Below are 18,724 nucleotides of genomic sequence, written 5' to 3' on the forward strand. Positions count from 1 at the left end.
ATAAATGATTAAAATACTCATTGCAGAAGATCAATCGATGGTGCTTGGTGCCTTATCTGCTTTACTAGATATGGAAGACGATTTTGAAGTCGTCGAAAAAGCTAAAAACGGCAAGGATGCGCTTGCGAAATCTCAGCAGCAACCCATTGACATAATTTTGACCGATATCGAAATGCCATGCATGACAGGTATAGAATTAGCACAAGAATTACAGAAAAAAAACCACCCCGCCAAGGTCATGATTTTAACGACATTCGCTCGAGGTGGATATCTTCGCCGTGCTATGGCTGCTGGTGTAAAAGGCTACTTACTCAAAGATGCGCCTTCTGATTCGCTAGCTGATGCAGTGAGAAAAATTCATGCGGGTAAAGTCATTGTTGCGCCTGAGTTAGTAACTGAAGCTTGGGCTGCAGAGGATCCATTGGGCGACAATGAACGTAAAATATTACGTTTTTCATTAGAAGGTCACTCAACAAAAGAGATCGCTGAATTGATCTGCTTATCTGCTGGGACGGTGCGAAATTATCTCTCTGAAGTGACTTCAAAATTAGGCGCTAAAAATAGAATTGAAGCAGCTCGAATTGCTAAACAGAAAGGTTGGTTATGATTTACCCAATGATCATTAATATTTGTAAATACCAGTCTACCAACACCTTCAATAATACTATATAAGACCCTGATTAAGCGCGATTAATACCGACCGAGTTCTGTCGCGAGTATTAAGTTTTGATAAAATAGTAGAAACATGATTTTTAACTGTCCCCTCTGCAAGAAATATACTACGGGCAATTTCTTTATTAGAAAAGCCCCATGCCACCAACTTTAAAATTTGTTGCTCTTTTTCAGTCAAATTATCAATCATGGGTGCGTCATTGAGACCTTGGTTCAATTGCTTCATAACCACCGGAATCGTTAAGTTAAAGTCGCGGTGCACGACTACCGTGTTTTTACCTTTTTGGTAACTTTTATTAATATTTTTTAATATAATATTATCGCTATTTTTCATCATTTTTTCCTAAAATCTTCAGAGAGGCTTTCATTAAAGTGCAGCTATATCTATGTGATTATTTGAGCTACTAGGGGCTTTCTCTAACGAGCGTTCATCGTTTTTCATAAAGCTGACCTTCACCCCCATATCAGGTAAAATTCGAGGATCTGCTGTTAACAATTTCACCCTGACTTTAATGCTCGCTTTTTGACGATCTGCGGTAGGTATAACAGCAACGACTTCACTACTAATAATCCATTGCGGGTATGCATCTAATTTAGCGAATACTTTTTGTCCGGGATAAACACGATTGATATAGCCCTCACCTACTTCAACCTCTATTTCTAACGAACTCATATCAACAATAGTGCCGACACCTGTACGAATAAAACCACCACCAGAAGATCCTGCTGAAATAAGCTCACCCACTCGGGCATTTTTACTGATCACGACACCATCAAATGGCGCGCGAATTTTATGTTGATTTAACGGATACTGCGCCAATTCAACTCGTTGCATTGCTGAATCAACCATGGCTTGTTTATTACGTATTTGGATGGCGAGTTGTGCATTTCTAAAGCACTGTCTTCAAGTAATTGTTCACTGATCAGCTTTTTGCTAGCCAAGGTCTGATTACGCTTAAATCGCTGAGTTTGCTGTTTGAAAAGTAAAGTGAACTCGTCAAAACCCGCTTGCTTTGCCGATAATTCCGCTAAAGCGAGTTGGTATGAAATCGATGCTTGCTTATCATCAAGCTCGGCGAGTATTTCTGATTTACTTACCGTTTGTCCTTCCTCAATATTCAAGCGGTTTAGCTTGCCCGTTACACGAGAAGATACTGTAGCTATGCGCCTCGCAACTACATGGCCGCTTGCATCAAGTACGCTGTTATTTATGGGCTCTGCTGTATTTACATCATGGATTTTAGGGGGGTGTTGTTGAATATCTACGTTAACTGACTCATTTACTTTTTTTTATCAGTTTCAAGGTGATTAATAATTTCAGCAGCACTTGTTGGAGAAAACAGTGTCTGTCCCACAAAATATAAACTTGTGCTGAGTAACGTAACAATCAACATACCGATATAGTTACCTGATAGCCCCGCAGCTTTAGTTTACGGAGATCTATCAATAGTCAGCTTAGAAAGTTCGAAAGGGGTTTTACGTGTTATCGGCATTTTATTCTCCTACAAAGTTTGTAAAAGAATAAGAAAAAGTGGCGTCAGACAACAATGCCAAAAGTCATTGTTATCAGAAAAGGTATAAATAATAAAAGCGTAAATAGGATAAAACGTTATTCATCTATCAATAACGAATGACTTAAGGTTAACCGAGTGAGTTAATGTGTGGTGAATCTTGCCCAAGACAATAATAATTCACGAAAGTCTTCTAAACCACAACTTGCTGACTCTTGATCGTCAAAGTCTATATCATCTGCACTGAGTGCTTCAGGTAAAGCTTCAACACCATTTAAGCTCGCGTTAGCGGCAATAGAAACATCTTTTTCAATAATCCTAACCGTATACTCACTGCCAACTATTTCATGCTCCTGTGCGCTTGAATGCTCAGCTTTATCAATAACATTTAATAATGCGGTTAATTTTTGAGGATCATTGCCAACTTCTACCTCTAACCATGGTCCAAAAACTTCATGCTCAAAAGAGAATTTTGCTTTCGCGTAGCGTGTGGTGGGGTCATTTATAAATTCGTATTCCATAGGATAACTCGGAAAGTGTTCGATACCTCTATTATAGAATATTTATTGCATAAGGGGGAGTTAACATTTATTGCTCACGCCCCCCTTTATAAAAAGCTATTATCGATAAACTATAGCGGAATCTTTTTATCTGCAAAGGCCTTTGCCATAGCAAAACGATTGCTTGAACGCTCACCTAGTTTTACAAGCATCAGATAACAAAACGGCACCAAAAACAAACTAGTAAACGTTGAAAATAACAAACCACCAATAATCGCTACTGCCATCGGGTAAGCTTGGCTATCACTTGATGCTAAAGCTAAGGGCACCATACCAATAATGGTGGTCGCTACCGTCATAAAAATGGGTCTAATACGGCTGACACATGCTTCGATAATAGGCGTCATTATGTTTTCTGTTTCTATCTTCAACTTGTTAATTTGATCGATGAGCACAATACCGTTATTCACCACAATCCCCATTAAAATTAACATACCTATCATGCCTGTTTCGCCTAAACCCATCCCTAAAATAGCAAAAGTCCAGTACACTCCAATAAACGCTAAACCAATAGAAGACAAGATGGCAATAGGCATAAGTAGCGATTCAAAAAGCGCTGCCATCACAATAAAGATAAGGGCTAACGCAAGAAACATATTCATCATCATGTCTTTCGCAGCTTTTTCATCTTGCGCAAATTGGCGTCCTAAGTTCCAATCATACCCTGAAGGAAAAACAATATTGTCCATTACTTCTTTAACTTTCGTCGATGCTTCAACACGGCTTAAATCAGCTAAATTGATAGAAATACCCAAAGTAGTTCTTCGGTTTGAACGTGTAATTTGTTGCATTATCGGTTGCGTATCAAAAACAACGAGTTGCTGCAGAGTAATGACCCTCCTTTTACTCTCGTAAATAGGTAGCTCTTTGATACGCTCAAGCGGTACGGCTTGTTCTTCGTGATAAACCAAGCGAATATCAATCTCACCTAATTTAGCATCACGAAATGAACGCAGGTTAGTACCACGAAGTGCACTCGAAATACGGCTAGCAATATCTTGTGTGTTTAAACCTAAACGCGACACCTTTTCGCGATCGATACGTAACACTAACTCTCTATTTTTATCTTCGTTATCAATGCCCACTTCAGCAAAACCTTCAATATTGCTTAACTGACTAATCACCGATTCACTCATTTCGATTAAACGTTTAGTCGAACTACCGTTTAACGTAAGTTTGACTAAATCTTGTTTTTGATCTGACCAGTCAAATGACGGTTGAGCGATAGCTGTATCAGGAAAGCCTTTTTTTATTTCTGCTTTGAGGTCGTAAAGTGTTTTTGAATAGTCATCATTAAGTTTTATCCGAGACATGGCAAAATTCGACCAAATTCGGCTGTTCACTTGTTTAAATTCGAAGGCTTGTTGGTTGTCGTATAGGTACTCTTCCATCTCATCAACTAATTTACTGACATCAGCTAATTGTTGTTGCCCTTGAATATGATAAACAATATTAATTTCTTTGACCGTTGTGCCCTTCTCGCCATTAACATTGACCATTTGCTTGGTCAATACGCCACTAATACAGAGTAGTAAAATGCAAAAGCCAGTTATTTTAGGGTGAGTAAGTACTCTTTTCAAATTGGGCCGATACCAGCGATCTAACTTCCCTTGGGTTACCACTGACGATAAAGCCTTTTTGTCGACACGGCTAAGCATTAATGGAATAGCGGTTTTTGAAATAATTAACGACGCCAATAAAGGTAAACAAATCGCCACCGCTATTTGCTCGACTAAAATGGTAATAAAGTTTTTTTCACCCATCAAGAGTGGCATAAAAACAATAGTAGTGGTGAGTGTGCCACTGATAATGGCAATACTGACGTTATCAACACCTTTTAGAATTTTTTCTATCGATGTTAATGCTTTGTCTTGTTGCTGAAGAATGCTTTCACAAATAACGACAGAGTTATCAATTAATAAACCAACCGCAATAAAAAGCCCTGCCAGCGACAGCATGTTTAGGGTGTAGCCCATAAAATACATGCCTGCTAAAGCAAAACTTAACGAAATAGGCACGGAAGCAACAACGACAAAGGTAATATGGCTATTACGCAAGAATATAAATAAAACAATAAAAGACAAGACAATACCTAACGCGCCCGCCTTTAATAAATCACCTAATGACTCTTGAATTTCTTCACCACTATTATCTTTGATACCAATGGTAATCGCTTTAAAGTCATCATCTTGGCGAAGTTCTTCAATTAAATCGACAATACTATTAGTTACATCAACAACATTTGAATCAGATTCTTTAAACACTTCTAGACCGACTGATTTTTTTCTATCTGTTCTTATCTCACTATTTTTTGGTGGAGAGACTAAGCTCACCGTAGCCACTTCACTTAACCTGACACCGGCTTTTACTTGAAAGTTTTTGATGTCAGCTAAACTGTGATATTCACCGTCTGGTGACACTCTGAACTTTCGACCACCATTAAGGATTGAACCTGACTTAACTAAAAAATTACTGTCGCGTAAGTCTTGCAATAACTTAGCTTGATCAACACGGTTCATTGCCAGTTTAATGCTGTCGAGGTGAATTTCTATATTGGGTTGCACAACGCCACGCATTTCAACCTTGCCAACACCTTGAAGACGCTCAAGTGGATTTTTCAGTTTCTTATCGATGAAGTCATAAGCGCTAGAAAGATTTTTATCTCCTGATAACACTAAGCTTATTACTGGTAAGTCTTCGGTGGAAAACTTTTGCACCATAACTCTCTGAACATCATCAGGTAAGAGATGGCGTACCATGTCAACTTTTTCACGCACCTCTAATATTTTACTATCGAGGTCGGTGCCAAGATCCATCATGACCCGAATTGAAGCACTGTCCGCTCGACTGGTAGAGCGTATTTCAGTGATCCCCCCCAAGGTAGAAACGGCTTCTTCTATCGGTCGGGTAATTAAACGTTCAACTTCTTCAGGTGTTGCGCCGTTATACGGAACATTAATGAAAGCCATCGGAATATTCAGAGCAGGCCAGCTTTCTTGTGGCAATAATTTACTCGCAACAAGACCGGTAACAAAAAGCGATAACATCAACATTGCCGTAGTAACGGGTCGCCTTATTGCTAAGGCAGTTAACCAAACAGTTGCGGGTAAGTCGAAAATACTTTGCTTACCTGTTTTCTTTTTAGACGTTAAATTTGTCATCTTACGCCTCGGCTATGTTATTAGACGTTGCGCTATTCGCTTGCTGGTTTTCAAAGCTATCGTTATCAAGATCATCGCTTTCGACAATATAGGTTTTTCGGTCAAACAAGCTATACAAAACAGGAATTAAAAGTAACGTTAGCATTGTTGCAACCAGTAAACCGCTCATTACCGTAATAGCAAGAGGCGCCCTTAATTCAGAGCCTTCTCCGCTGCTAAATGCCAATGGCGCTAAACCTAAAATAGTGGTTAACGATGTCATGATAATTGGGCGAAAACGTGAACGACTCGCGTCCATAATCGCGGCAAGCTTATCAACTCCTTTATGGCGTAGTTGATTAATTCGGTCCACTAAGACAATCGCATTATTCACCACAATACCCGTTAGCATGATAATACCAATGAGTACGATAACGCTGATATTAGTCCCTGTAACATATAAGCCTAATACCGAACCTAGCACTGCTAATGGAATAGAGAATAAAATAATAAACGGATTTAATAACGATTCAAACTGCGAAGCCATCACTAAATAGACTAAAAACACTGCTAACGCTAACGCCATCATTAATGAAGAAAAAGAGCTTTCCATTTCTTCATTTTGCCCTGCCACTCTTGATTTGATGTTAAAGGGTAAATAGAGCTCTTTAACCAATTCTTCTGCTTTAGCTGCTGCTTCAGACAAATCACCATAAGCGAGTGAAGCTGAAATAATAGCAACACGGCTTTGATCAATTCGGTTAATCTCATTCGGACCAATACTTTCTGTAATATCGGCTACCGCAGCCAATGGTAAAGATTTTTCTTGCTGCGAATTAACCGTTAATTGACGAATAGCTTGTGCTGAATTTCTTGAGTTTTCATCAGCGCGCACTAGAATATCGACCTGTCTGTCTTGTAAGTTATATTTACTCGCGACTGAGCCTGCGATTTTAGTCACTAACTGATCGGCTATATCCGACGCTTTTAGCTCTAAACTTGCTAAGCGTTCGTTGTCAAAGCTAATTTTTAATTCAGGTTGACCCGCACGCAAACTATTGTTTAAGTCAATAAACTGGTTATCCATCGACATATTTTGTATAAGCTGGTCGCTGTATTTTTTAAGAGCAACAAGGTCATAACCTGACAAAATTATTTGCAGTGGACGCTCCGTCGTAAACATTTCTGTTTGTGCTATTTCAGCATTTACATCTGCCATTTGGGCAACTTTAGCGCGGACCACAGCTTTGACTGATTCAAGATCGTCACTGCTGTAAAGTGCCACTAAAAGTTGTCCCCAGTTTTCGCCACCTTTACTGGCTGAACTCATCATTAAGCTTCCACTCCCGGCTAATGAGTAGCTGTGTTTTACCCGTTCATCTTTAGCAATAGTGGCCGCAAGCTCTTTTAACCGCATATCGGTGATATTAATGGGCGTGCCTTGTGGCAGAGTTAACTCAATGGTAAATTCTGACTTTGCCACTTCAGGCACTAATTCAACAGCAATTTTGGGTAATAAGCTCATTACTGCAATCGCAAAGAACAAACTAAGACCGACTAAAATCGCTCTGTTTTTTAAAGCCAATTTCAATAAACGACTGTAAGCTGAGGCGAGTTTTTCAAAATAAAAACTAAAGACTCTATGCGCGGGTTTAAAAATAAAAATAAGCACTTTAGTGATTAAATTAGTAATAAGTAACAATACCTTGGTGAAAAACAAAGGTAAGTAATTAAAAATCAATAAGAAGGGGAATCCCAAAATATGAAGCATAACTTTAACGGTTTTCTTTCTTTTAGTCAGTGGCGTTTTAGCTATTTCTTTGACTAATGAGTTATCGTTATTCTCATTTTCTGGTGTCAGTTTATGTTGGCTAAATTGGCGTGATGCCAGCATTGGAATTAACGTTAAGGCAACAACCAAAGAAGCAAGCAAAGCAAAAGTAACGGTCATCGCTTGGTCACTGAATAACTGCCCGGCAAAACCGGTTACAAAAGCTAAAGGAAAAAACACCGCTAACGTGGTTAATGTCGAGGCAATAACGGCACCCGATACTTCATCGGTCCCCTTAATTGCCGCATCAATAATACTCGCGCCTTTTTCGCGGTATCGAGCAATGTTTTCAAGCACAACAATTGCATTATCAACTAATAAGCCAACCGCTAAGGCAATGCCCCCTAATGACATAATATTAAGACTAATGTCATTGGCAAACATTAAATTAAAGGTCGCGATAATTGAAATAGGTATCGCTAGTGAAATAATAATCGTATTGAAAAAATTCCCCAAGAATAAATATAGAATCAGCATGGCAAGTAATCCGCCAATAATCGCCGCACTTTTAACTTCATCTACCGCATTGACAATAAATTCAGATTGGTCATAGATAACCGTAAAAGTGAGTGCTTCGGGTAAGGTCTCTTCAAGCTCGGCTAATTTCTTATTTACCGCTTTTGCTACGGTTACTGTATTTGCATCACCTTCTTTATAAATGGCCAGTTCTATCGCTTCATTATTATTGATACGAGTAATATCGGTACGTTCTTTTTCGCCATCAATAACTTGGGCAATATCTTTAAGGTAAATGGTTTTGCCATCAGCTTGTTTAACAATCATATTGCCGAGTTGTTCTAGTGAAACAAATTGATTAACGGTACGTACTAAATACTCTTGCTGACCGTCGTAAACACGACCCGCCGACATGTTAATATTTTCACTTTGAATACGTGAAACAATACTTTGTGCCGTTATACCTCGGCGTGCTGCTTTTTCTTGATCAAAAACAACTTGTATTTCTTGCTGTAAACCGCCGCCTAGTTGAACAGCGGCAACGCCTGAAATAGTTTCAAGCTGCCGTTTTATTTCTTGTTCTGCAAAGGTACGTATCTTTTTTAATGCGCGAGGATGGGTATTTTCAGTTGACAGTCCTAAACGGATAATAGGGTCAAGTGCGGGATTAAAACGCAGAATAATGGGTTTATTAACGTCTTTAGGCAGAGCAATAATATCAAGTTTTTCACGGACATTTTGTGTGGCAAAATTCATCGCTACGCCCCATTCAAACTCAATAACCACATCAGACTGTCCAGCTTTTGAGATGGAATGTACTTTACGTATGCCTTTAACAACACCGACAGATTCTTCAATAGGTTTGCTGATCAATTGCTCTATTTCAGCAGGAGCGGCACCGGCATTATCCGTTCTTACGGTTAACGTCGGATAAGATAGGTCGGGTAACAATGAAACAGAGAGGCGTGAAAAACCCACCAGTCCAAATAACATTACAGCGAGTGTAAACATCGCTACCGTTACCGGGCGTTTGACCACCGTACTAACAATACTCATGAATAATAATTCCTTTAAATTTAACGATTAGGTAAAAACAAGTTCACAAATTATTAGTCTTGCGTTGCTTGATTATCAGCATTTTCCTTAACGGCATTATTATCAGTAGTTAGTTCAACGTTCTTATTTTGGGTTTCTTCTTCACCTATTATTTTTACAGCACTATCAATTTTCAAACCTTGCTGACCGACAATCACGACCGGTTCAAGGGCATTTAGTGGCGTCAATATTTCAACAAAACCATCTTGTTCAAAACCGGTAACCACTGTAACTTTCTTAGCTATATTATCTTGAATAACGAATAAGCTGGTTTCAGTGTCGGTAACCAGCAAGGCTTTTTGTGGCACAATTTGCGCATTATCATGAACATCAAGGGTCAGTGACACTTTAGCAAACATCCCGGGTTTTAAGACATGGTTATCATTATTAACTTTTAAGGTCACTTTAAAAGTCCCCGATTCGGTATCAATGATTGGTGAGATTAAGTCAACCGTTGCAGAAAGTTCTTTTGCGTTTGCCGGAAAGTTTAAATACGCTTGTTGACCAACATGAACATTATTCATTTCAGATTCGGGCAAATAAACAACCCCTTGTAAGGTATCGAGGGCAACAATGGTAAACATTTCACCACCAACATTAGCGGTCATATTGCCTTCTTTTACCATTCTTGAAGCAATAACACCTGATATTGGCGCTCTTACTTTTGAATCACGTACTTGTATCGCCGCCACTTTTTGTTGGTTTTTTCTTGTTTTCACTAAAAACTCAAGCTTCTCTAGATCTTTAACCGATATCAGTTGTTCACCATCTATTGGTCTACTGCGGTTAAATTCTGCAACCGCAGAGTCAACATCTATGGTGGTACGTTCAAGTTCTAATAAATAGTTTTCAGAATCAATTTCAGCTAAGGTTTGTCCTTTGGTAACCGACATTCCCTCTTCAACTAATATTGTGTTAATCATGCCTGTGACTTTATTAGTAACTTTGCTTTCAGCTTTTGCTTCAAGCACAGCGGTTGTTTGATAAGTATTAGTGATCGTTCTATTGTCAACGAGAGTTGTTTCTACGGGCACCTGATAAACTTTCTTTTCTTTGTCTGCTACTTTTTCTTCATTACAAGCGCTTAACACTGTGACTAAGAATAGTGATAATAATAATGAAGTTGCTAGTGAATTGAGGCGCATAACGGTCCGTTGTTTTATAATTATAATTATGGTTATTTTATCCGGATCGGCAAGTAAGATACAAATAGCTTTTGACGGTTATTAAACATTCAATTGTAACGAGTTATGATTACTAGTAAGTATAAGAATTTTACCTATAAAAAATATTTTGAATTATTTATGAAGTCGCCACTAAAACGTTATCTATCAAACGCACATTTATTTTTCAGTCTCGACATTAGGCACCTATCATTAAAATGAATAAAAGAGTTTTAATCACCGCGCACTATGGTTTACGATTAATATATAAAAATTTTTTTCTAACAAGGTTGTTGAATGTATTGCATAAAACTGTATTTTTTAGCTATTTTTACTACTGCTCTCTTCGTATCACCCGTTATGGCTAACGACAAAGACGAATCCCCTGTTCGCGGGCTAACTGGCTTTGAAAACATCGACGAAAGTCAGCCTTTATGGGAATTTGGACTTGGTGGTGGCGCTATAGAAGTCGCTAATTACCCGGCATCAGGCGAGCGAAATTTTATTGCATTAGCCGCGCCCTATGTCGTTTATCGGGGCGATGTGTTTCGGGTTGGTGGTGGTGATGGCATGCGTGCAGTTGTGGTTGAAACAAGTAATTTTGAATTAGACCTTTCCTTTGGCGGTGCATTCTCTGCCGACAGTGATGACAATACATCTCGCGCTAGTATGCCTGAATTAGACTTCTTATTTGAAATAGGGCCACAATTAATTTATCGCGTTAAAGACTATAAATTTTCACAAGGTGGAGATGCAAGACTCAAAGCTCGCTTGCAAGCAAGAGCGGTATTTTCTACTGATTTTGATCGCATCGACGATCGTGGTTTTGTTATAGAGCCAACCATTTCATACCAACAGCGTGGTGCAATTTTTAAAGAAGTCGGCTTAAATATCGCTTTTAGCTTAACTTTTGCGACTGAAAAATTACAAGATTACTTTTATCAGGTTGATCGCAAATTCGCCAATAGCAATCGCCAACAATATAGTGCCAAAGGAGGCTATTTGGGCGCTGAACTTTCTATGGGTCTGTCATTACCCATACGAAAAAATATCCGCGCATTTGTCACTGGCTCAGCACAATTTCATCAAGGTGCAGCCAACCAAGATAGCCCTCTTTATGAAGAAGACATTACTTACAGCGTCGGTATTGGCTTTGTTTGGCGCTTGTACGAAAGTGATAAAAAAGCAAGTTGGTAACAATCCTTTCAAAGACACTAAAACAAATAGCTACTATTGATTAAATTGACTTATAAAAAAGTTAACACTGCTCTAAACTTTAGATAATTAATTATAAAAGGAAAAAAACGATGTTCTCAATTAAAAAAATTGTTCTCTTTAGTGCTTAGCTTAACCTTGGTTGCTTGTGCTTCAATGGGAGATGGTAGTAAAGCAGAACAACAACAAGAAATTCTCACCATGAAAGATACGGTGCTTAACCAACTTTTTGCTAATAAACCAGATACCCGTAGCCAAATTAATTCAGCGGCTGGTTATGCTGTCTTTTCGAATGCTAATATCAATTTAATATTTATGGCAGCTGGCACAGGCTATGGTGTGGTTAAAAGTAATAATTCAGCTAAATATACTTATATGAATATGGCTGAAGGTGTTATAGGCCTTGGTCTTGGTGTTAAAGATTACCGTATTGTTATGGTATTTCATACGTCACAAGCAATGAATGATTTTGTTAATCAAGGTTGGAGCTTTGGTGGTAATGTTGATGCCGCAGCAAAAGCGGGTAATAAAGGCGGCTCAGTTGAAGGAGAAATGTATTACGGTGATGTAACTGTCTACACTTTTACTGAAAGTGGCTTAACCCTGCAGGCAACAATGAAAGGCACTAAGTTTTGGCAGAACAGTAAGCTTAATTAACAGCCCAACTCGGTAGTCATTATCCTTAGTTAAATCTGTTATTGCTGTAAAGCGCACAATATATAAATACCCCCTGTGCGCTTTAAGGGAAAAATTGTGTACTTTAAGGGAAAAATCAACTTCGGCTGATTAACACCTTAAAGCGTAAAACATATAAATAACTCCTGTGCGCTTTAAGGGAAAAATTAACTTCGGCTGATTAACACCTTAAGCTTCTCCTTGTAAAATTACAGTATTCGCTTTACTAGTATAACTTTCAATCTTATGAAAATTCAAATACCACTAAGTATCAGGCCTTTGCATCTTATGCTAATAGGAATAATTTATTGATCTTTTTGCTTCAATATAAGCGATTATCGAGATATAAAAAATTAGACCTTTCTACTAGTATCATAAAATTTACGGGATTATTTCTTACTATTATCCTCTGATACCCTACCTACATAACCATTACGACTAAAACTTACATTAGTTATCACTGCGATGAATAGTACTTATTTAATCAAATGATTCGTAGTAGCTCAAAAATCAGGTAAACTATAAGCAAAATTTTTACTTGCTAATGATGACAATGTTATTAGCACATTAGAACTAGAGAGAGTTTTAAATGAGTCTATATTTAGCGTACATTAAAGAAATTGAAAATCGTAAGAATGAGCTAGGATTAGCGCCTCTACCCATTGATTCTGCCGATCTATTATCAGAAATCATTGCTCAAATTAAAGATTCTGGAAGTGAGCATCGCGAAGATTCCCTTAACTTTTTCATTTATAACACTTTACCGGGCACAACGAGTGCTGCAGGTGTAAAAGCTGTATTTTTAAAAGAAATTATTCTAGCTCAGTCAGTTGTCGCAGAAATCACCCCGACGTTTGCTTTTGAATTGTTATCTCATATGAAAGGGGGCCCTTCAATTGAGGTACTTCTTGATTTAGCATTATCTGATGACGCAGCAGTAGCAAAACCAGCGGCAGAAGTTTTAAAAACGCAAGTATTTTTATATGACGCTGATACAGTGCGTCTTGAAGCTGCATTTAAAGCAGGCAACGCACTTGCGAAAGATATTTTAGAAAGCTACGCCCAAGCGGAGTTTTTCACTAAGTTACCTGAAGTTGAAGCAAAAGTTGAAGTAGTCACTTATATTGCCGGTGAAGGTGATATCTCAACTGATTTATTATCTCCTGGTCATCAAGCACATTCACGTGCTGACCGTGAATTACATGGCCAATGCATGAGCACTCCAGAAGCTCAAGCAGAAATTAAAGCATTACAAGTTAAGTACCCTAAAGCGAAAGTCATGCTTATCGCTGAAAAAGGCACTATGGGTGTTGGTTCATCTCGTATGTCGGGTGTTAACAACGTTGCACTGTTGGCAGGCAAAAAAGCAAGCCCATACGTACCGTTTATTAACATTGCACCGGTAGTTGCGGGTACTAATGGTATTTCTCCAATATTCTTAACAACCGTTGATGTAACTGGCGGCATTGGTCTTGACCTTAAAAACTGGGTTAAGAAAGTAGATGCAAGTGGCAAAGCCGTTGTTGATGCAAATGGTGATGCAGTTTTAGAGGAAGCTTATTCTGTAGCGACGGGTACCGTATTAACTATCGATACCAAAGCGAAGAAATTGTACAACGGTGACAAAGAGCTTGCGGATATATCTTCAGCCTTCACACCACAGAAAGTAGAATTCATGAAAGCAGGTGGTTCTTACGCGGTAACATTTGGTAAGAAATTACAAACGTTCGCTGCTAAAACACTTGGCATAGCCACACCACCGGTATATGCCACTTCAAAAGAAATTTCTCATGAAGGTCAAGGTTTAACCGCCGTTGAAAAAATCTTTAATAACAACGCTGTTGGTGTAACATCGAACACACCATTACATGCGGGCTCAGATGTTCGCGTTAAAGTTAACATTGTTGGCTCTCAAGACACCACAGGCCCTATGACATGTCAAGAGCTTGAAGCGATGGCAGCATCTACTATTTCTCCACTAGTAGACGGTGCATACCAATCAGGTTGTCATACAGCATCAGTTTGGGACAGTAAAGCTAAAGCTAACATTCCTAAATTAATGGCATTCATGAACAAGTTCGGTCTTATTACTGCACGTGACCCGAAAGGCGTTTACCATGCAATGACTGATGTTATTCATAAAGTATTAAATGATATTACCGTAGACGATCGCGCAATCATCATTGGTGGTGACTCGCATACTCGTATGTCTAAAGGTGTAGCCTTTGGTGCTGACTCGGGTACAGTAGCAATTGCGCTTGCCACAGGTGAATCGGCTATGCCAATCCCTGAGTCTGTAAAAGTTACTTTTAAAGGCAAGATGCAAGACCACATGGATTTCCGTGATGTAGTTCACTCTACTCAAGCGCAAATGCTTAAGCAATTTGATGGCGAAAATGTCTTCCAAGGTCGTATCATTGAAGTGCATATCGGTACATTATTAGCTGACCAAGCATTTACCTTTACTGATTGGTCTGCAGAAATGAAGGCAAAAGCCTCTATCTGTATTTCTGAAGATGAAACATTAATTCAATCACTTGAGCTTGCTAAGAGCCGTATCCAGATAATGATCAACAAGGGTATGGAAAACGAAGCGAAAACACTTAACGGTTTAATCGCCTTAGCAGACCAACGCATCGAAGGCATTAAATCAGGTGAAACACCTGCATTATCACCAGATGATAATGCTAAATACTACGCTGAAGTGTTAATTGATTTAGATATTATCGACCAGCCAATGATTGCTGATCCAGATGTAAACAACGACGATGCTTCTAAACGTTACACCCATGATGTTATTCGCCCTGTTTCATACTACGCTGATAAATCAGTTGACCTAGGTTTTGTTGGTTCTTGTATGGTTCACAAAGGTGATATGCAAATTATCGCTCAAATGTTCCGTAATATGGAAGCACAAGGTAACAAGATAGAATTTAAAGCTCCATTAGTTGTTGCACCACCAACTTACAATATTGTTGATGAGCTTAAAGCTGAAGGCGATTGGGAGATTTTACAAAAATATTCAGGCTTCGAATTTGACGATGCTGTACCTAAAAATGCTGCACGTACTAAGTACGAAAACATCATGTACCTTGAGCGCCCAGGCTGTAACTTATGTATGGGTAACCAAGAAAAAGCTGAACCTGGTGACACGGTTATTGCAACATCAACACGTTTATTCCAAGGTCGTGTTGTAGCAGATACTGCTGAGAAAAAAGGTGAATCGTTACTTGGCTCTACACCATTAGTTGTGCTTTCCACAATGCTTGGTCGTTTCCCAACAATCGAAGAGTATAAGTCAGCAGTAGAAGGTATCGATTTAACACGATTCGCTCCTCCTACACATGAGATGACTACTAAGTACACTGCACCAGCAGTACCGATTAAAGTAATGTAATTAGCTATATAGAGTCCTTAATGGGGACTCTATTTTAAGTGATACATTAAAATAGACTTAGAAATATAAGGGTTATTTATTTTGGTTGAGTGAGGTAAAACTTACTATCAACTAAGATAAGTAATCCTTTTTTATTTTAATCTTCTAGTTATTAAAAATGGCACAGCAATGCAAGGACTAGACTCACTTAACTGGGTCTGTAATTAAGTGAGCATGTAAGAGAAGTTTACATTGACCAGAAATGCCTCTACTGACTAGCGCATTCAATATTAGCGGATAATGAAGGCATAATTAAATTGGGAAACGATTTTCTGTCGTCAAACTTTTCAATCCCTTTTAACACTTCAATGGTAAAACCATAAGTGCCACAAATCTCGTAAGATTGTCTCATCATAAAAGTAGCCAGTTTATCAAAGTGGGTGTCCGACTTGGGGTTCACCTCTAAGTGATATTTATTTTCAGCCAGTTTTGTTTGTTTAAACTGAATATTGTGATCAAAATCCCATTGTGAAGCTCCGTTTTCAGAAACAATGTTGGTACAAGCAGATAGAGCAAAACAAGTAATAGCTAAAGTAAATAAACGCATCATAAGCCCTTTTTCTGATAATAATTATATTGTATAAGGCAGCGGTACTCTACCATCGACAACCAAGAATGCACTAATACTGAGACAACATAGCTGCCAAGGCATGGCGATGGTGCTGAGACAGGTTACTGTTCCTAAAAATAAAAACCAGCAAAGATGCTGGTTTTTATATAAAGTTAGTCAAGCACTTACAAGTGCTTGTCTAAGAATTCACCTACCACCTTAAATGCTTCTATGCGATTTACATTTTCATCGAGGTAATGCGTACCATTGGCAAACTCAACAAAATCGATATCTAAATCAGCGTCTTTAGCCGCATCATAAAAATCGTCAGATTGGCTAAATCTTACCTGAGTATCATGTTTACCATGAATTAATAATATCGGTGCTTTGATCTGCTTAAGATAGTTAATTGCAGAAGTCGCTTTAAGACTGGCAATAGTTTTATCGTCCGTTGGGTTACCAATAGTTTTATCAATAAAAGGTCGTTTAGATTCGTATCTGTACTCATCTTTTGCTAACTCAAGTAAGTCACCAATCCCAGCGATACTGGCAATACATTTAAATTGCTTGGGCCTTTGAAATGCCGCCGTTAATGCCACATAACCGCCATAGCTAGCACCAACGATACAGCTATTATTAGTATCAACCAGTTCCGTCTCAGCTAACCAGTCTATCGCTTCATAAATATCATCTTGCATACGTTTACCCCACTGTTGGTAACCAGCGGTTTGATAAGCGTTACTAAAGCCGGTAGATCCACGAAAGTTAACTTGTAGTACGGCATAACCTTTACTGGCAAAGTATTGCACAAACGGACTAAAGTATTGGTAATCTCTTGATTGTGGACCGCCATGAGGGTGAATAATCAAGGGTGGTTTTTTATTATTACTCATTGGCGTTGTTGGCAACGTTAAATACCCGTGCAAAGACATGCCATCAGATGCTTCAAATTGAAACGGTTGAACACTAGCCAGCGGCTTGCCTTCTAAATAGGGGTATTGACTGATCCAAAAACCACCCGATTTATTAGTCAAATCTAACCAAAAAAACTTAGGGGGTGAATTATCTCGCTGAGCAGCCACTAAAATTTTCTTTTTATCTTTGCTCATACTATAAATACTGGCTTGGTATTGCTTGAAACTATTTTTTACAATGTTATAGATTTCAGTGTCAGCATCAGTAAAAAAATGATTCTTACGGTAGTGCTCAAAATAAATAGCACCAATAACTTCATTTCTATCCGCATTAAAAATAGCACCTTCTACATCATAGTTATCATTAGCATATAATAGCTTATCGTAGGTTCCCGACTTAATATCATATTGCCAAAGTGCGTCTCTATGTATCTTGTGATCAGAGATAACAATCGCCTTATCATCACTAACCAAAATAGGAGAAAAAGTTTCACCTTCGAACGCTTTTTTAGAGTGTAATAACTTCCACTCATCATTATTGTCTTTTCTGTACCATATATTCGTAATAGTACTATCATAATCGTCAGAACCTACACCCAAGACGACATCACCCGCTTTATTGGCAACCCAACTATAAACGTCATATTTATTAACGAATAACTTTTCAAACTTATTTTCATAAATATTAACTTTATAGACAGATTGTCCTTTATCCTTAGGAGAGTACATCTGCAATAATACAAATTCTTTTTCTGCTTTTAATAACGAAACAACTTGTTGAGAGCTGTTTAAATCATACATAGCGATTTCTGCACCCGTTAAACTGCGTAGGTTTGCTGCACGATTTAATTCAATCAAGTTACTGCCGTCAATGTTAACCGAAAATAATCGATTAACTCGAAATCTATCACCCCATTGCTTTTTAGAGTAACTCGATGATACCAACAAACGTTCATTATTTGCCCACATAACCGAGTCTATTCTGTCTTTAGACTTTTTAAGGCTAACAAGTTTTATAATACTATTTGAGCCAAAGTCACTCATCACAACCGACGGACCATCTTCACTGTTAAATATTCCAGCAATATGTTTACCATCTGGCGATACGGTAGGTTCTTGAATTATAGGTAAGTGACCAAATTCCTTGTAGGTTAACGTTTGTTTTTCGGCATGACTTAAGAAGGTCACGCTGAGCAATAGAATAGTGATTATTATTTTTTTCATTATTGCATCCTAGCGACTTGTTGATTAGCGGTAGTTGTCATTATCGATGATACGATAAAAATCATTTACCTATATCTTTACAAATTATTTACAAAATTACCAGTAAACTTGCCATATTTATAATTCAGGTCGGTCCAAACGAATAACGACGTGGGTCATTGAAAGAAGATGACTGATAATAATGATCAAAAAACGAAGGTAATAGGTATATCGCTGAATCTCACTAAATAGCTTTGGTGAGTCGGGGCTTAGGCACTTAGTTCAGTAAAGATTAAGCGCTAA

The 18,724-nt window shown here is 38.3% G+C and carries 13 protein-coding genes; 4 read left to right on the forward strand and 9 right to left on the reverse strand.

The features are described from left to right. The first annotated feature begins 4 nt into the window (after positions 1-4). On the forward strand, positions 5-607 hold the full coding sequence (locus H4J66_RS07580) for a response regulator transcription factor (protein WP_182172649.1): 603 nt from the start codon (positions 5-7) through the stop codon (positions 605-607). Positions 608-664: 57 nt separating this feature from the next. Here the strand turns inward: H4J66_RS07580 and H4J66_RS07585 are convergent, their stop codons facing one another. The 7 genes from H4J66_RS07585 to H4J66_RS07615 form a co-directional block, all read right to left on the reverse strand. Further along, positions 665-1,009 (reverse strand): response regulator transcription factor, encoded by a 345-nt coding sequence (locus H4J66_RS07585; protein ID WP_182172652.1) that lies wholly within the window; start codon positions 1,007-1,009, stop codon positions 665-667. Between the two features lie 30 nt (positions 1,010-1,039). Continuing rightward, the gene (locus H4J66_RS07590; protein WP_259368596.1) at positions 1,040-1,507 is read right to left on the reverse strand and encodes an efflux RND transporter periplasmic adaptor subunit; all 468 of its coding nucleotides are present in this window, start codon (positions 1,505-1,507) and stop codon (positions 1,040-1,042) included. Continuing rightward, positions 1,474-1,932, reverse strand: a complete 459-nt coding sequence (locus H4J66_RS07595; protein WP_310650638.1) for a biotin/lipoyl-binding protein — start codon at positions 1,930-1,932, stop codon at positions 1,474-1,476. The genes H4J66_RS07590 and H4J66_RS07595 overlap by 34 nt, the downstream gene beginning before the upstream one ends. Before the next feature lie 394 nt (positions 1,933-2,326). After that, a complete protein-coding gene (locus H4J66_RS07600; RefSeq protein WP_182172661.1) occupies positions 2,327-2,704 on the reverse strand; it encodes a YacL family protein in 378 nt (125 codons plus the stop codon). A 110-nt stretch (positions 2,705-2,814) separates the two neighbouring features. Continuing rightward, entirely contained in the window at positions 2,815-5,904 is a 3,090-nt protein-coding gene (locus H4J66_RS07605) for an efflux RND transporter permease subunit (protein WP_182172664.1), read from the reverse strand. A gap of 1 nt (position 5,905) precedes the next feature. After that, positions 5,906-9,226: an efflux RND transporter permease subunit gene (locus H4J66_RS07610; protein WP_182172667.1), complete on the reverse strand. Its 3,321-nt coding sequence runs from the start codon at positions 9,224-9,226 to the stop codon at positions 5,906-5,908. A gap of 53 nt (positions 9,227-9,279) precedes the next feature. Further along, positions 9,280-10,410 carry an efflux RND transporter periplasmic adaptor subunit gene (locus H4J66_RS07615; RefSeq protein ID WP_182172670.1) on the reverse strand — a complete coding sequence of 377 codons (1,131 nt, stop codon included), beginning with the start codon at positions 10,408-10,410 and terminating at the stop codon, positions 9,280-9,282. A 315-nt stretch (positions 10,411-10,725) separates the two neighbouring features. Between H4J66_RS07615 and H4J66_RS07620 the strand changes: the two genes are divergently transcribed. The 3 genes from H4J66_RS07620 to H4J66_RS07630 all read left to right on the forward strand — a co-directional run bounded on the left by H4J66_RS07620 (position 10,726) and on the right by H4J66_RS07630 (position 15,715). Continuing rightward, positions 10,726-11,625, forward strand: coding sequence for a MipA/OmpV family protein (locus H4J66_RS07620; RefSeq protein WP_182172673.1), 900 nt, complete (start codon positions 10,726-10,728; stop codon positions 11,623-11,625). A 174-nt stretch (positions 11,626-11,799) separates the two neighbouring features. Then, positions 11,800-12,300, forward strand: a complete 501-nt coding sequence (locus H4J66_RS07625; RefSeq protein ID WP_182172765.1) for a YSC84-related protein — start codon at positions 11,800-11,802, stop codon at positions 12,298-12,300. A gap of 607 nt (positions 12,301-12,907) precedes the next feature. Then, positions 12,908-15,715 carry a bifunctional aconitate hydratase 2/2-methylisocitrate dehydratase gene (locus tag H4J66_RS07630; protein WP_182172676.1) on the forward strand — a complete coding sequence of 936 codons (2,808 nt, stop codon included), beginning with the start codon at positions 12,908-12,910 and terminating at the stop codon, positions 15,713-15,715. Positions 15,716-15,962: 247 nt separating this feature from the next. Here H4J66_RS07630 and H4J66_RS07635 read toward each other — a convergent pair whose 3' ends face one another. Next, complete coding sequence (locus tag H4J66_RS07635) at positions 15,963-16,304, reverse strand: hypothetical protein (protein WP_182172679.1); 342 nt, start codon at positions 16,302-16,304, stop codon at positions 15,963-15,965. A gap of 185 nt (positions 16,305-16,489) precedes the next feature. Further along, positions 16,490-18,442 carry a S9 family peptidase gene (locus H4J66_RS07640; protein WP_182172682.1) on the reverse strand — a complete coding sequence of 651 codons (1,953 nt, stop codon included), beginning with the start codon at positions 18,440-18,442 and terminating at the stop codon, positions 16,490-16,492. Between the last annotated feature and the right edge of the window lie 282 nt (positions 18,443-18,724).

This window comes from Colwellia sp. MB3u-55 (assembly GCF_014076785.1).
Lineage (GTDB): Bacteria > Pseudomonadota > Gammaproteobacteria > Enterobacterales > Alteromonadaceae > Colwellia_A.

What these genes read in the sequence shown, in the direction of transcription:
- H4J66_RS07620 (WP_182172673.1), top strand. Translation starts at nt 10,726, where the DNA reads ATGTATTGCATAAAACTGTATTTTTTAGCTATTTTTACTACTGCTCTC.
- H4J66_RS07615 (WP_182172670.1), bottom strand. Translation starts at nt 10,410, where the DNA reads ATGCGCCTCAATTCACTAGCAACTTCATTATTATTATCACTATTCTTA.
- H4J66_RS07590 (WP_259368596.1), bottom strand. Translation starts at nt 1,507, where the DNA reads ATGCAACGAGTTGAATTGGCGCAGTATCCGTTAAATCAACATAAAATT.
- H4J66_RS07605 (WP_182172664.1), bottom strand. Translation starts at nt 5,904, where the DNA reads ATGACAAATTTAACGTCTAAAAAGAAAACAGGTAAGCAAAGTATTTTC.
- H4J66_RS07580 (WP_182172649.1), top strand. Translation starts at nt 5, where the DNA reads ATGATTAAAATACTCATTGCAGAAGATCAATCGATGGTGCTTGGTGCC.
- H4J66_RS07610 (WP_182172667.1), bottom strand. Translation starts at nt 9,226, where the DNA reads ATGAGTATTGTTAGTACGGTGGTCAAACGCCCGGTAACGGTAGCGATG.
- H4J66_RS07635 (WP_182172679.1), bottom strand. Translation starts at nt 16,304, where the DNA reads ATGATGCGTTTATTTACTTTAGCTATTACTTGTTTTGCTCTATCTGCT.
- H4J66_RS07625 (WP_182172765.1), top strand. Translation starts at nt 11,800, where the DNA reads ATGGGAGATGGTAGTAAAGCAGAACAACAACAAGAAATTCTCACCATG.
- H4J66_RS07585 (WP_182172652.1), bottom strand. Translation starts at nt 1,009, where the DNA reads ATGATGAAAAATAGCGATAATATTATATTAAAAAATATTAATAAAAGT.
- H4J66_RS07630 (WP_182172676.1), top strand. Translation starts at nt 12,908, where the DNA reads ATGAGTCTATATTTAGCGTACATTAAAGAAATTGAAAATCGTAAGAAT.
- H4J66_RS07640 (WP_182172682.1), bottom strand. Translation starts at nt 18,442, where the DNA reads ATGAAAAAAATAATAATCACTATTCTATTGCTCAGCGTGACCTTCTTA.
- H4J66_RS07600 (WP_182172661.1), bottom strand. Translation starts at nt 2,704, where the DNA reads ATGGAATACGAATTTATAAATGACCCCACCACACGCTACGCGAAAGCA.